The organism is Oceanisphaera psychrotolerans (assembly GCF_001870485.1).
Taxonomy (GTDB): Bacteria; Pseudomonadota; Gammaproteobacteria; order Enterobacterales; family Aeromonadaceae; genus Oceanimonas; species Oceanimonas psychrotolerans.
Window position 1 is genome coordinate 202,845 of record NZ_MDKE01000011.1, and the last position, 13,882, is coordinate 216,726.

A 13,882-nucleotide genomic window follows, 5' to 3' on the forward strand; every position below is an offset into this window, starting at 1 on the left:
CCGGACCGCTTGCGCCCTTAAAACAGCCCCTTGACCAGCTGACTGATGACCTTGGCCATTTCGTTGAAACAGGGGCGACGCACCGAGTGAATACGGTACAGCAGGGCGATGGTGCGGCTCGGCTCGGGATCCGTGACCGGGATATATTTTACCCCCAGGTTGCCGTTGTAATGGCCACAGGCCAGTTGCGGGATCAGCGTCAGACCTGATCCCGCCGCCACCATGTTGCGCAGGGTTTCCAGGCTGGTCGCCTGAAAATGATTGTCTTCGCCGATACCGGCGGCAAAACAGAAGCCCATGGCCTGATCCCGCAGGCAATGGCCATCCTCCAGCATCAGCAGTTTTTCTCCCTTCAGCTCATTCAGCGCAACCTGCCGGCGTTCGGCCCAGGCATGTTCCTTCGGCAGCGCCAGCATCATCGGCTCTTCGTACAAGGGTAAGGAACCGAAATTGTCCATGTGCTCGAGCTGAGCCAGGATCAGACAGTCCAGCTCCCCATCCGCCAGCTGTTTCAGCAGGGTGTGAGTCTGGGCTTCGTACAGATAGATATGCAGCTCGGGAAAGTGCTGCTTCAGCGCCGGAATGATATGAGGCAACAGGTAAGGGCCAACGGTCGGGATCAAGCCGATATGCAGCTCCCCCGACATCGGTTCGGTAAAGGTACGGGCGATATCGCGCAGTTCCTTGGTCTCTGCCAGCACCCGTCGGGCCTGGGCGGTAATGGCATCCCCGGCCGGGGTAAAGAGCACCTTGCGGGAGGTTCGCTCCATCAGCACCACCCCCAGCTCGTCTTCCAGCTTGCGCAACTGGCCACTCAGGGTGGGCTGACTGACGAAACATTTTTCCGCCGCCTTGCGAAAGTGCCGCTCTTCGGCCAGCGCCACCAGATATTCCAGATCCCTTAAATTCACAGTTTCCCCGTTGGTTCATGCCGCTTTTAACCGCCATAGTCACCGATTTGCCGACAAATGAAAAGCGGCCAGCCGGTTAGTCCCCCACCCCGCACTCCATGCAGCGATCCCCCATCGCCGGCCCCTGCCGCAGCCGGGCATGAAGATCCCGCAAGGCGGTTCTCAAGCCCTCTTCCACCACCGGATGATAAAACGGCATGGTCAGCATTTGCGCCACCGTCATCCGGCTCTGGTGCGCCCAGGCCAGCAGATGGGCCAGATGTTCGGCATCCGGGGCCATCATTTCGGCGCCGAGAAACAGACCGCTGCCCGGCTCACCATAGAGCCGCAACAGCCCCAGGTTGCGCCGCATCACCCGACTGCGGCCCTGATTTTCAAAGCCGCTCTGGCCGATGGCAATACCGCCATTGTTACCGTAACGCCGTTCAAGCTCCCGATAGCTGGCCCCTACCATCGCCATCTGGGGATCGGTAAAGACCACCGACAGGGTACTGTGGCGCAGGCCGGCCCGCACCTCGGGGAAGCGGCCCGCATTGTCACCGGCGATGCGCCCCTGAGCGTTGGCTTCATGCAACAACGGCAACTGATTGCTGGCGTCTCCGGCCACGAAGATATGCGCCAGACTGGTCTGCAGGGTGCAGGGATCCACCACCGGTCCCCCCTTGTCGTCCCGCTCGATATCCAGGGCGTCCAGCCCCAGCTGATCGACATTGGGCCGACGGCCGGTGGCGGCAATCACATAGTCCACCACGATACGCTCGGTCACTCCTGCTGCGTTGCAGAAGTCGATTTCCACCTGTTCTCCCCGTCGCTCCATCCGCTGCACGTCGGCATCGGCATCCAGAAAGAACTCCTGCCGTAAATGATGCCCGGCGTAGTCCATGACCTCGGGATCGGTAAAGGGGCCCACCTGGCCACCCACGCCGAACATCCAGACCTTGATGCCCAGCCGGTGCAGGGCCTGACCGAGCTCCAGGCCGATGACACCGGGACCGAACACCGCCAGCGATGCGGGCAGGCTATCCCACTCGAATACATCGTCGTTGACAAGCAGCCGATCACCGAGGCTCTGCCAGGCATCCGGGTAAGTCGGCCGGGAGCCGGTGGCAATCACCACGGTTTTTGCCGCAACCTCGGTGTGCTCATCCACCAGAAGGGTGTGTTCGTCCTTGAAGCGGGCATGACCGATGATTTTGTGCTCGTCCGGTATAGAGGCCACCGAATCCAGCACAAAGCCCACGAAACGATCACGCTCGGCCTTGATCCTGGCCATGACCTCCTGGCCGTCTATGCGGAGTGTTCCCGGATGTATGCCGAAGCCGGGGGCCTGACGCACCTGATGCGCACTGTCGGCGGCGGCAATCAACAACTTGGAAGGCATGCACCCCACCCGGGCACAGGTGGTGCCATAAGGACCGCTTTCAATCATGACCACGCTGTCAGTATGAGCGCGGGCGGTGCGCCAGGCCGCCAGCCCGGCGGTACCGCTACCGATTATGGCCACATCGACGCTGATATGCTTGCTCACAACAGACCTCCATGAAGCAGATATCAAAAGAGGGCTTTCGCCCCCTTTTAAACTAGCTTATGCCAGATACTCTGCCAGCTCGTCGCTGCCGCCGATATGACGGCCATCGATGAACACCTGCGGCACCGTAGCCCGGCCCGACACCGCCTTCAGGGTAATACTGGTGGCATCCTGACCCAGAATGACCTCCTCGTAACGCAGGTTACGATCCAGCAGCATCTGCTTGGCGCGGGCACAGAAAGGGCAGCCCGGCTTGCTGAACACAGTAATGGAAGATGGCTTGGCCGCCTGTGGATTGATATGAGCCAGCATGGTATCGGCGTCGGACACTTCGAAGGGGTCACCGGGCTTGTTCGGCTCGATGAACATTTTTTCGATGATGCCGTCTTTCACCAGCATGGAATAACGCCAGGAGCGCTTGCCGAAACCCAGCTCCTGTTTGTCCACCAGCATCCCCATGCCATCGGTAAACTCGCCATTGCCATCGGGGATGACCCGGATGTGCTCCGCTTCCTGATCCTTGAGCCAGGCATTCATCACGAAGGTATCGTTGACGCTGAGGCAGATGATGTAGTCCACACCGTTTTCAAACAATACCGGCGCCAGCTCGTTGTAACGTGGCAGGTGGGTGGAAGAACAGGTCGGGGTAAAGGCGCCGGGCAGAGAAAACACCACCACCGTCTTGCCTTTGAAGAGTTCGTCGGTAGTGACATCGACCCATTGCTCGCCCTGACGGGTGCGAAAGGTTACCTGAGGTACGGTTTGTCCGGTTTTATCAGTCAACATGAGGTGATCCTTAACTAGTGAGGTTCCGATTGAGTAGACTCAGTATGCCAAGGATCATTTCATTGTTGAAATCGTTAAAACCACCAACTTTGATAACCTATAGCTATCATAAACCATAAAAAACGGGAACCGTGCGTAATCACCGTTCCCGCTTGAATAACCCCGGGCCGTTATGCTGGCACGGGATAGCGTGATGATTAGCCAGCAATGCCCTGGCCAAGTTCCACCATGGTGTCGGGCAGCGATTCCGGCACTCTGGCCATGGCCGCTTCCACTACCTCGATACCCGCGCCGGCCTTGTGGGCGTTTTCGCTCAGGTGACGTCGCCAGGCCCGGGCTCCCGGCAAGCCCTGAAAGATACCCAGGGTATGACGGGTGATGCTGCCCAGATAGGTGCCACGGCTGAGCTCCTGCTCGATGTAGGGTAGCAGGTTGCGCACCACCTGGTGGCGGCTGGGCACCTCGTGAGCGTCGCCAAACAGCTCGGCATCCACCTGCGCCAGCAGATAGGGGTTCTGGTAGACTTCCCGCCCCAGCATGACGCCATCGAGGTGTTGCAGGTGTTCCCGGGCTTCGTCCAGGGTCTTGATGCCACCGTTGACGGCGATAGTCAGCCCCGGATAGTCGCGCTTGAGTTGATAGACTCGCTCATAGTCGAGCGGCGGTATTTCACGATTTTCCTTCGGACTCAGGCCCTTGAGCCAGGCCTTGCGGGCATGCACCACCAGGGCGTCCACCCCGGCGTCCACCAGCTGATCCACCAGGGTGCAGAGAAACTCGTAGCTGTCCTGCTCGTCGATGCCGATACGGGTTTTCACCGTCACCGGCATGGCGACCGCCGCCTTCATGGCAGCCACGCTGTCCGCCACCCGCCGGGGCTCCGCCATCAGGCAGGCGCCGAACATGCCGTTCTGCACCCGATCCGAGGGGCAACCCACGTTGAGATTGATCTCGTCATAACCGCGCTGCTCGGCAAGCTCCGCACAGCGCGCCAGCGCCACCGGATCACTGCCACCCAGTTGCAGCACCAGCGGATGCTCCTGCTCGCTGAAGGCCAGATAATCACCCTTGCCGTGCAATATGGCGCCGGTGGTCACCATTTCGGTGTACAACTGGGCATGACGGCTGAGCAGTCGGTGAAAATAACGGCAATGACGATCCGTCCAATCGAGCATGGGGGCAACGGAAAAGCGGGCGCTGGGATAATGACTCATGAAATTGACGACTTTTTGAACACAGGGCCCGGCATTATACCCAAGGTGGTTCACAGACCCAACCTTGATCGGAGGAAGGAAGATCCGGCTGTGATAAGATGCGGCCAGAAGCCATCGAGGATCATCATCATTCATGTCCATTCAACATCAGCTTGAGCGCGCCGAGCGACTCTGTCAGCAGCGCGGCGTGCGTTTTACCCCCACCCGCCGCCACGTGTTTACCCTGATGGCCGGGCACAAGGGTGCGGTCAGCGCCTATGATTTGCTGGACCGGCTCAAGGAGCTGGAACCCAACGCCAAGCCGCCCACCGTTTACCGGGCACTGGATTTTCTGCTGGCTCAGGGCTTCGTGCACAAGGTGGAGTCACTCAACGCCTTTCTGTTCTGCGATCACTTCGCCGAGCACCACCCGATGCAGCTGCTGATCTGTACCCAGTGTGGCCAGGTTATCGAGCTGCACGACGAAGCCATCAATCAGGCGTTCGAACAGCAGGCCCGGCTGCACGGTTTTGCCATTACCAGCCAGTCCATCGAAGCCCACGGTCGTTGCCGGCAGTGTCAGGCGGAAAAACCGGCAAACTGCTGATATAGTTAATGCACTCCATCTCGACAAGGATGCACGAGGGACATAATGATCAAATGGCTGTTATTTTTACTGATCGCCTTTTTTCTGGCGAGCGAGGTCAATCTGAATACCTCACTCTATCGCTACGAAGACAATCAGATTGAAATTACCTTCCCGGTCTGGCAAACCGACACCCCCTGGTACTACATGAAGTGGAACCCGGCCAAGGAGGAGTTTATTCATCACCGCGGCCCCAAAGCCGGATAGATACAAAAAAGGCCGGATGACCGGAGCAGCCTGGCTCCGGTCATCCGGCCTTTTGACGTCTGGCGTCGCTCAGTCGATGTATTCGAGTCGCGGCCGCGCCGTCATGCGGGTGACCAGCTCGTAGGCGATGGTGCCGACGTGACGGGCCACTTCCTCCGCCGCCAGGCCTTCGCCCCACAGCAGCACCTCGTCACCGACCCGGTCGGTGGCCTCCGGCCCCAGATCGACGGTGGCCATGTCCATCGACACCCGGCCCGCCAGCGGCACCCGGCGGCCGTTGATCAGCACCGGTGTTCCCGCCGGTGCCATGCGCGGATAACCGTCACCGTAACCGACGGCAATCACCCCGATACGGGTATCACGCGGGCTCACCCAGGAGCCGGCATAACCGACCGGTTCACCGGCCTTGTGCTCACGCACCGCAATCAGGCTGGTGGTGAAATTCATCGCCGGACGCAGGCCGACATCGGTGCCCTGCTGGTCACCAAAGGGCGTGATGCCGTAGAGCATGATACCGGGACGGATATAATCGGCGTGGGCGTCGGGAAAGGCCATGACACCGGCAGAATTGCACAGGGCCGTGGCCTTGACCTTGCCGGCGGTCACCTGCTTGAAGCGGGCAATCTGCGCCTCGGTCACCGCATGCTGATCGGGCTCGTCGGCCCGGGCAAAGTGGGTCATGGCATTGACCGGCTGCACCACCTGGGCAATGGCCGCCAGCCGGGCGAAGACCTCGTCGGCCTGCTCGGGGCTGAAGCCAACCCGATGCATGCCCGAGTCGATTTTCACCCATACCGTGACCGGAGCCGCCAGCGGCGTCTGTTCCAGCACTTCGAGCTGGGCAAACTGATGAATACAGAGATGGAAGTCGTTAAGTGCGGCAAACTCGAGCTGGGCCCGGTTGAAAAAACCTTCCAGTAGCAGGATCGGCTGGCGAATGCCGCCGGCACGCAATTTTTGTGCTTCTTCAAAACGGGCGACGGCAAACAGATCGGCGTCGTCCTTGAGTGCCGCCGCCACCGTCAAATCGCCGTGGCCATAGGCATTGGCTTTCACTACCGCAATTGCCTTGGCCGTGGGGGCCAGCTGCCTGGCTACATTCAGGTTATGCCGAACTGCGTCCAGGCTGATGCGGGCCACCGCCCCGTGTGCATCCATCTCTGCTCCTTAATAATCATCATCGAAATCCGGCCCGGCGTAGTTGTCGAAGCGGGAAAACTGCCCCTGAAACGTCAGCCGAACCTTGCCTATGGGTCCGTTCCGTTGCTTGCCGATGATGATTTCGGCGATGCCTTTCTCCGGGCTGTCGTCATGGTAGACCTCGTCCCGGTAGATAAACATGATCAAGTCGGCGTCCTGCTCGATGGAGCCGGACTCCCGCAGATCCGAGTTCACCGGACGCTTGTCGGCCCGCTGTTCCAGGCTTCGGTTAAGCTGAGACAGCGCGATCACCGGCACCTGCAGCTCCTTGGCCAGCGCCTTGAGCGAGCGGGAGATTTCGGCGATTTCCAGCGTCCGATTATCGGACAGACTGGGCACCGTCATCAGCTGCAGATAATCGATCATGATCATGCTGATGCCCCCGTGTTCCCGCGCCACACGCCGGGCGCGCGAGCGGACTTCGGTCGGCGTCAGGCCGGAAGAGTCGTCGATATAAAGCTGACCTTTTTCCAGCAGCATGCCCATGGTCGAGGACAAACGGGCCCAGTCTTCATCATCCAGCTGCCCTGTTCGTATGCGGGTTTGATCGATACGCCCAAGGGAAGCAAGCATCCGCATAATAATCTGCTCAGATGGCATTTCCAAGGAGAATATGAGCACAGGTTTGTCACTTGTCAGTGCAGCGTGCTCGCAAAGATTCATTGCAAAAGTCGTTTTACCCATAGAAGGTCGAGCTGCCACTATAATCAGGTCCGAAGACTGGAAGCCCGCAGTTTTTTTATCCAAATCCGAGTACCCGGAGGACACCCCGGTAATGCCCTGATGAGGATTTTTATAGAGGTCTTCGATGCGATCTATGGTCTTTTCGAGCAGCACTCGCAGCGGTTGCGGCCCCTCGTTGACGTTGGTGCGGCTTTCGGCAATCTTGAATACCTTGGTTTCGGCCAGATCCAGCAAGGCGGTGGAGTCGCGCCCCTGAGGATCGAAACCGGCCTCGGCAATCTCGTTGGCCACGGCGATCATTTCCCGTACCACCGCCCGCTCGCGCACTATGTCGGCATAGGCGCCGATATTGGCGGCGCTGGGCGTATTCTTGGCTATTTCCACCAGATAGGAGAAGCCACCCACGGTGTCCAGCGCCTCGTGCCGCTCCAGTTCTTCCTGCACCGTGATCAGATCGATGGGGCTGTTGAGCTGACTGAGCCGCTGCATGGCCTGAAAGATCAACCGGTGTGGACGGCTGTAAAAGTCCGGCTCCGCGACCTTTTCCGCCACCCGATCCCAGGCGTTGTTATCCAGCAGCAGACCGCCCAGCACGGATTGCTCCGCTTCGAAGGAATGGGGCGCCATCTTCAGCTGGGCCACGGCCTGATCGGCTTTGGTGACGGTTTTCTCGCTCATCGGTTCTCTCTCTGATTCGGCAAACGACTATTATCAGGATTTTTCACCGGCTCCGAAAGGCCCATTCTTGTCCTCACCCGGAAGCGCCTCGCCACGCGCACCGGAATGACCACCGTGAATGTCTGCCGGCAACTCCCGGCGCTGCGGCTTTAAACATCAGTTGACATAACATGTCGCTGCTTTAGGATGTGACTAGTCTGTTACCCAAGGAAGCGATCATGCGTAAATTTCTTGCCCTGTTTACCCTTATTTTTGCCGTTGGCCTCACCGCCACCGCTTTTGATGCCGAGGCCCGCAAGCTGGGCGGCGGCAGCCGCTCGGTCGGCAAGTCCTACAAGACGGCGCCCAGTCAGCCGGCAGCCCAGCAACAACAAACCGCCGGTAAAACCACCGCCGGCCAGACCCAGCAGCCGAAAAAATCCGGTCTGATGGGCGGCCTGCTCGGCGGCCTGCTGGCCGGCGGCCTGCTCGCCTGGATGCTCGGCTCCGGCGCCTTCGAAGGTTTCCAAATCATGGACTTCCTGATGATAGCGGGTCTGGCTCTGGCCGGTATCATGGTGTTCCGGGCGCTGCGCAAGAACAAGGCGCCGGCTCCCAGGGCGGCCTATAACGGCCCCCAGCAGTTTGAAGCACCGAAGCCGTTTAGCGCTCCCGGTCAGTCCGCTGCCAGCAGCAACGCCGCTTCCGGCTTCGCGCCCAGCGATGTACCCTTCGACCTGCCCCCGGGCTTCGACATGCAGGCATTTCTGCAGGGCTCTCGCGAACACTATCGCACCCTGCAGCAGGCATGGAACCAGAACGATCTGGAGAAAATCCGCGAATACGTTACTCCCGAGCTGTTTGCCGAGCTGAGCCAGGAACGCGCCAAGCTGAGCGGCGACCAGCACACCGAGGTGATGTTCGTGGATGCCGAGCTGGTACGCGCCGACCACACTTCCTATCAGGCCCAGGTCAGCATCCAGTTCAGCGGTCGCTACCGCGACAGCCACGAAGGTGTCGAGCAGGACATCCGTGAGGTATGGCACCTGGAGCGCGATCTGACCAAGGACAATGCGCCCTGGCTGATCGTCGGTCTGGAAGACAACGCCTAAGCTTTTTCGCTGTGACATGACAAAGGCGCCCTCGGGCGCCTTTTCTGTTGCTGATGGCCGGATAAAGTCCGGTGCTCGTTACTGGTAGCGAAAAATCAGACCAGGGGCCTGCTCCCTTTATCCGCCCTGATGCGGCGGCGTTTCTGTTGCGGCGTGGTCTGTTGGCAGGAATGAGGTTATGGCGTGTCGTGGGAGACGACGATATTCCTCTGATACCAATCTGAATAAAAATCTGATCTTTCTCACGTCCGAACTCAGAGGCAACACAGCCACCTCCCACGACACGCCATAAACTCATCCCTGAGGGCTCAGAAATGCCATCCGTGGCATTTCACGGTCGTGGGAGGTCGTCTCTGTTGCCTCATCCTGAGCTCCGAGTAGCCAGCAGGCAGTGCCAGCAGGTGACTCTGCAGCATCAAGGAGGGCAAAGGGATCTGCTCAGCCGACCATCCGCACCACGGATGGTGCGGCTGAGCCTCCAAGGATGGATTTACGGCGAGTCGGCGGAGTAGACCCATTGTCCGAGATAGGCATAATCGTCAAAAAGATCAAATATTTAATGCGATGGATATGAGTTCAGGGCTAGAAAACGAGAACGCCGCCCACAGCCTCGCCGGAACGAACCGTTGCAGTCAGAACAAAGATACCGAGAGTGTTCTGCGGCAATACCCCATGGCGTGTCCACAAGAGCGCCCCTGTGGCCTCCTGAGGTACCGACACCTGATGATTGATGCGCCCTGCTGTTAACGGGACTGTTATAAAAGCAAAAGGCGCCCGCGGGCGCCTTTTGTCTATCGGTAACAACCGTCAGAGCAATACCGGGTCAGCCGACCAGTGCCAGCAGCACACCGGCGGCGACCGCCGAGCCCAGCACACCGGCGACGTTCGGGCCCATGGCGTGCATCAACAGGAAGTTCTGGTTGTTCGCTTCCAGTCCCACCTTGTTGACCACCCGGGCCGCCATCGGTACCGCCGACACACCCGCTGCACCGATCAAGGGGTTGACCTTGCCGCCGGACAGCTTGCACATCAGCTTGGCCATCAGCACGCCACCGGCGGTGCCGATGGAGAAGGCCACCGCGCCCAGTCCCAGTATCCCCAGGGTGTCGAGAGTCAGGAACTTGTCCGCCGACAGCTTGGAACCCACCGCCAGTCCGAGGAAGATGGTGACGATGTTGATCAGCTCGTTCTGCGCCGTCTTGGACAACCGATCCACCACCCCGGATTCCTTCATCAGGTTACCCAGACAGAACATACCGATCAGCGGAGCCGCCGACGGCAGGAACAGAATGGTCAGGGTCAGCACCATCAGCGGGAACAACACCTTCTCCCGCTTGCTCACATGACGCAGCTGCTCCATTTTGATCGCCCGCTCCTGTGGCGTGGTCAGCAGCTTCATGATCGGCGGCTGGATAATGGGCACCAGTGCCATGTAGGAATAGGCCGCCACCGCAATGGCACCGAGCAAATCCGGCGCCAGTTTGGAGGCCAGGAAGATGGCCGTGGGGCCGTCGGCACCGCCGATGATGGCGATGGCCGAGGCATCCGCCAGGGTAAAGTCAAACCCCGGCAGCGCGTTCAGCGCGATGGCACCGAACAGCGTGGCAAAGATGCCAAACTGTGCCGCCGCGCCCAGCAACAGCGTCTTGGGGTTGGCTATCAGGGCACCGAAGTCGGTCATTGCACCAACGCCCATGAAGATCAACAGCGGAAAGACGCCACTGCCGATACCCACCTCATAGACGTAATACAAGAGCCCGCCCGGCTCCGCCATGCCGGCATTGGGAATGTTGGCCAGCACACCACCGAAGCCGATGGGCAGCAACAGCAGGGGCTCGAAGCCCCTGGCGATGGCGAGATAGATCAGGCCCAGGCCCACCGCTATCATCACCAGCTGTTTCCAGTGAAAGTTGGCCAGGCCGGTTTCCTGCCACAGGGTCAGTAACGAATCCATTTCTGCTCCTTAAGCCAGGTTGATCAGAGGGTCACCCACCGAGACGGCGTCCCCTTCCTTGACCAGCACATCAACCACCTGTCCGGCTCTGGCGGCACGGACCTCGGTTTCCATCTTCATCGCTTCCAGGATCAGCAACACCTCGCCTTCCGCGACCTGAGTACCCGGCTTGGCCAGGATCTTGAAGATATTGCCTGCCAGCGGCGCCGATACCGACTCTGCCGCACCACTGGGAGCGGCTACCGCAACCGGAGCGGCAGCCGGGGCTGCAGCGCCCTCTGCACGTACCGCGCTGATGCTGCCGGCCGGACCCACTTCCACCTCGAACACCTGGCCGTCAATCTTGACCGCGTAGACTTCGGCGCCACCCGCACTGGCGCGGGCTGCCTGCGGGGCTGCCACCGGCTCGGGCTCGGTACCGGGGGCCGGTTCGAAGGCGGAAGGATCGTCGCGATGACGGATAAATTTGAGACCAATCTGCGGAAACAGGGCATAGGTCAGCACGTCATCCACCTCGTCGGTGGCGACCCGCAGCTTTTCTTCTTTCGCCAGTGCCTGAAACTCGCCGGTCAGCTTGGCCAGTTCGTCGCTCAGCAGATCGGCCGGACGACAGGTGATCGCCTCGGCGCCGTCCAGCACCCGCTGTTGCAGCTCGGCATTCACCGGCGCCGGGGCCGCACCATACTCGCCTTTCAGAATACCGGCGGTTTCCTTGGTGATGCTCTTGTAGCGCTCGCCGGTCAGGACGTTGATCACCGCCTGGGTGCCGACGATCTGGGAGGTCGGGGTAACCAGCGGAATAAAGCCGAGATCTTCCCGTACCCGGGGAATTTCCTTCAGCACCTCGTCCATTCTGTCGGCAGCGCCCTGCTCTTTCAGCTGGCCTTCCATGTTGGTGAGCATGCCACCCGGTACCTGAGCCAGCAGAATACGGGAGTCGATACCCTTGAGGCTGCCTTCGAATTTGGCGTATTTCTTGCGAACCTCACGAAAATAGGCCGCAATCTCTTCCAGCTTGGGCAGTTCCAGGCCGGTGTCGCGCTCGGAGCCTTCCACCATGGCCACCAGGGTTTCGGTGGGCGAATGACCGTAGGTCATGCTCATCGAGGAAATGGCGGTGTCCAGGATATCGATACCGGCGTCAATCGCCTTCATGTGCGTCGGCAGGCTCAAACCGGTAGTGGCGTGACAATGCAACGCCAACGGCAGCTTGACCTCGGCCTTGATACGCTTGATCAGCTTCTCTGCCTCATAGGGTTTGAGCAGACCGGACATGTCCTTGATACAGATGGAGTGACAACCCATGTCTTCCAGTTTTTTCGCCATGTCGACCCACATCTCCAAGGTATGCACCTTGGAAGTGGTATAGGAGATGGTGCCCTGAGCATGGCCCTCGACCGCTACCGTGGCCTTGATGGCGGTTTCCAGATTGCGCACATCGTTCATGGCATCGAAAATACGGAACACATCCATACCGTTGGTGCGGGCCCGCTCGACAAACTTGTACACCAGATCGTCGGCGTAATGGCGATAGCCCAGCAGGTTCTGGCCCCGCAGCAGCATCTGCTGCGGCGTTTTCGGCATCGCCTTTTTCAGGGCGCGCAGACGCTCCCAGGGATCTTCACCCAGATAACGAATACAGGCATCGAAGGTGGCACCACCCCAGGTTTCCAGCGACCAGTAGCCGATATCATCCAGCTTCTCGGCGATGGGCAGCATATCTTCCAGTCGCAGGCGGGTGGCCAGCAGAGATTGATGGGCGTCACGCAGCACCACATCGGTGATGGCAAGAGGTTTGGTCATTTGACGAGCTCCATATAAATTCCGTTAATTTTTGTTAAGTTCCGTTTGGTCAGTCCGTTCGATACTGCTGACTCAGTCTTTTTTATTGTTTTTATATTGCTTGATGGCGGCGCTGATGGCGGCCATTTTTTGTGGACTCAGGCCATTACCGGCAGGCATGGCCGCGGCGGCAGCCGGGCTGGCTACCGGCTCGGCGGCGAACCGCGATAAGACCTTGATGGCAAGAATGGTGAGTGAGAGAAAGGCGAATACAAACGCCATGCCCAGCCCCATCAGTCCTGCCGCCTCGAGTAGTTGAGAAGAGACGTTGGTCATCAGCATGCTCCTTGCTGTTCTGGATGCGGCGGAAAGAATACCCAGCTTGCAGCAGCATTGGCAACGTTGCATGTTCAGAAATGTCGTAAATATTACAAAAAATTAATGAATCATCGACACGAGTCACATTTAAAAGCGAAAAATAAGCATAAAAATTCACTTGATGCCTGAAACAGTAATTCGCATACAAAGTGATGATGTGATTGGATAACGTTGTGGCTGGGTAAACAGGGGCAACCTGAAGGGACGAGCAGGAACGACAGAAACCGGAACCGCAGAAACAGAAAAGCCGGCACAAGGCCGGCTGTTCAATATGGCGCATCCGGGAGGATTCGAACCTCCGACCGCTCGGTTCGTAGCCGAGTACTCTATCCAGCTGAGCTACGGATGCGTAAATGGCGGTGAAGGAGGGATTCGAACCCTCGATGCGGGTATAAGCCGCATACTCCCTTAGCAGGGGAGCGCCTTCAGCCTCTCGGCCACCTCACCGTGTTTGCGGGGCGTATATTAACGCCGGGCCAAAATAAGTCAAACACTTTTCTTGCCCGAGCTTTTGTTTGAACAGTCTTTAAACACAACGAGTTAAAAGCAGCCAGTTCTAACAAAAATCACCCCGCTATCACTCAGTACTGGCTGTCTTCGGCGGTGCCTTTCTCGGCCTGTATCCGCATGTAAATTTCTTCACGGTGCACAGATACTTCTTTCGGCGCGTTCACACCGATACGAACCTGGTTACCCTTAACACCTAGTACGGTTACGGTGACTTCGTCACCAATCATCAGGGTTTCCCCTACTCGTCGAGTCAAAATCAGCATCTGGCTGCTCCTGTGTGCGCTATGTAATAGTCGAAAATGTTACTTATTATCCGATAAAGGTGTTCAAAAAC

Annotated in this window: 13 protein-coding genes and 2 tRNA genes; 3 read left to right on the top strand and 12 right to left on the bottom strand. The window is 58.9% G+C overall.

Features of this window, described 5'->3' with window-relative positions; genetic code table 11:
- Positions 1 to 17: 17 nt before the first annotated feature.
- From oxyR to dusA, 4 genes are all read right to left on the bottom strand, one after another.
- Positions 18 to 911 carry a DNA-binding transcriptional regulator OxyR gene (gene oxyR, locus BFR47_RS05130; protein ID WP_071472062.1) on the bottom strand — a complete coding sequence of 298 codons (894 nt, stop codon included), beginning with the start codon at positions 909 to 911 and terminating at the stop codon, positions 18 to 20.
- Between the two features lie 76 nt (positions 912 to 987).
- A complete protein-coding gene (locus BFR47_RS05135) occupies positions 988 to 2,439 on the bottom strand; it encodes a dihydrolipoyl dehydrogenase (RefSeq protein WP_071472063.1) in 1,452 nt (483 codons plus the stop codon).
- A 57-nt stretch (positions 2,440 to 2,496) separates the two neighbouring features.
- A complete protein-coding gene (locus tag BFR47_RS05140) occupies positions 2,497 to 3,225 on the bottom strand; it encodes a glutathione peroxidase (RefSeq protein ID WP_071472064.1) in 729 nt (242 codons plus the stop codon).
- Positions 3,226 to 3,422: 197 nt separating this feature from the next.
- Entirely contained in the window at positions 3,423 to 4,439 is a 1,017-nt protein-coding gene (gene dusA, locus BFR47_RS05145; RefSeq protein ID WP_071472065.1) for a tRNA dihydrouridine(20/20a) synthase DusA, read from the bottom strand.
- A 133-nt stretch (positions 4,440 to 4,572) separates the two neighbouring features.
- Here dusA and zur point away from each other — a divergent pair, with 133 nt between their 5' ends.
- Together zur and BFR47_RS05155 are read left to right on the top strand one after the other, a co-directional pair.
- Positions 4,573 to 5,025, top strand: a complete 453-nt coding sequence (zur, locus tag BFR47_RS05150; RefSeq protein WP_071472066.1) for a zinc uptake transcriptional repressor Zur — start codon at positions 4,573 to 4,575, stop codon at positions 5,023 to 5,025.
- A gap of 45 nt (positions 5,026 to 5,070) precedes the next feature.
- Positions 5,071 to 5,271, top strand: coding sequence for a hypothetical protein (locus tag BFR47_RS05155; RefSeq protein WP_071472067.1), 201 nt, complete (start codon positions 5,071 to 5,073; stop codon positions 5,269 to 5,271).
- Between the two features lie 69 nt (positions 5,272 to 5,340).
- On the opposite strand, the gene alr is transcribed toward BFR47_RS05155, so the two are convergent.
- On the bottom strand, positions 5,341 to 6,429 hold the full coding sequence (alr, locus tag BFR47_RS05160) for an alanine racemase (RefSeq protein WP_071472068.1): 1,089 nt from the start codon (positions 6,427 to 6,429) through the stop codon (positions 5,341 to 5,343).
- A gap of 9 nt (positions 6,430 to 6,438) precedes the next feature.
- Complete coding sequence (dnaB, locus tag BFR47_RS05165; RefSeq protein WP_071472069.1) at positions 6,439 to 7,833, bottom strand: replicative DNA helicase; 1,395 nt, start codon at positions 7,831 to 7,833, stop codon at positions 6,439 to 6,441.
- Between the two features lie 218 nt (positions 7,834 to 8,051).
- Here dnaB and BFR47_RS05170 point away from each other — a divergent pair, with 218 nt between their 5' ends.
- On the top strand, positions 8,052 to 8,924 hold the full coding sequence (locus BFR47_RS05170; protein WP_071472070.1) for a Tim44 domain-containing protein: 873 nt from the start codon (positions 8,052 to 8,054) through the stop codon (positions 8,922 to 8,924).
- Positions 8,925 to 9,747: 823 nt separating this feature from the next.
- Here the strand turns inward: BFR47_RS05170 and BFR47_RS05175 are convergent.
- The 6 genes from BFR47_RS05175 to csrA form a co-directional block, all read right to left on the bottom strand.
- Positions 9,748 to 10,878, bottom strand: a complete 1,131-nt coding sequence (locus BFR47_RS05175) for a sodium ion-translocating decarboxylase subunit beta (protein ID WP_071472071.1) — start codon at positions 10,876 to 10,878, stop codon at positions 9,748 to 9,750.
- A gap of 9 nt (positions 10,879 to 10,887) precedes the next feature.
- A complete protein-coding gene (oadA, locus tag BFR47_RS05180; protein ID WP_071472072.1) occupies positions 10,888 to 12,681 on the bottom strand; it encodes a sodium-extruding oxaloacetate decarboxylase subunit alpha in 1,794 nt (597 codons plus the stop codon).
- A 72-nt stretch (positions 12,682 to 12,753) separates the two neighbouring features.
- Positions 12,754 to 12,996 carry an OadG family transporter subunit gene (locus tag BFR47_RS05185; protein ID WP_071472222.1) on the bottom strand — a complete coding sequence of 81 codons (243 nt, stop codon included), beginning with the start codon at positions 12,994 to 12,996 and terminating at the stop codon, positions 12,754 to 12,756.
- A gap of 314 nt (positions 12,997 to 13,310) precedes the next feature.
- Positions 13,311 to 13,387 (bottom strand) — tRNA-Arg (locus BFR47_RS05190).
- Positions 13,388 to 13,392: 5 nt separating this feature from the next.
- Positions 13,393 to 13,485: transfer RNA gene (locus BFR47_RS05195), tRNA-Ser, on the bottom strand.
- Between the two features lie 134 nt (positions 13,486 to 13,619).
- The gene (csrA, locus tag BFR47_RS05200) at positions 13,620 to 13,811 is read right to left on the bottom strand and encodes a carbon storage regulator CsrA (protein ID WP_071472073.1); all 192 of its coding nucleotides are present in this window, start codon (positions 13,809 to 13,811) and stop codon (positions 13,620 to 13,622) included.
- Between the last annotated feature and the right edge of the window lie 71 nt (positions 13,812 to 13,882).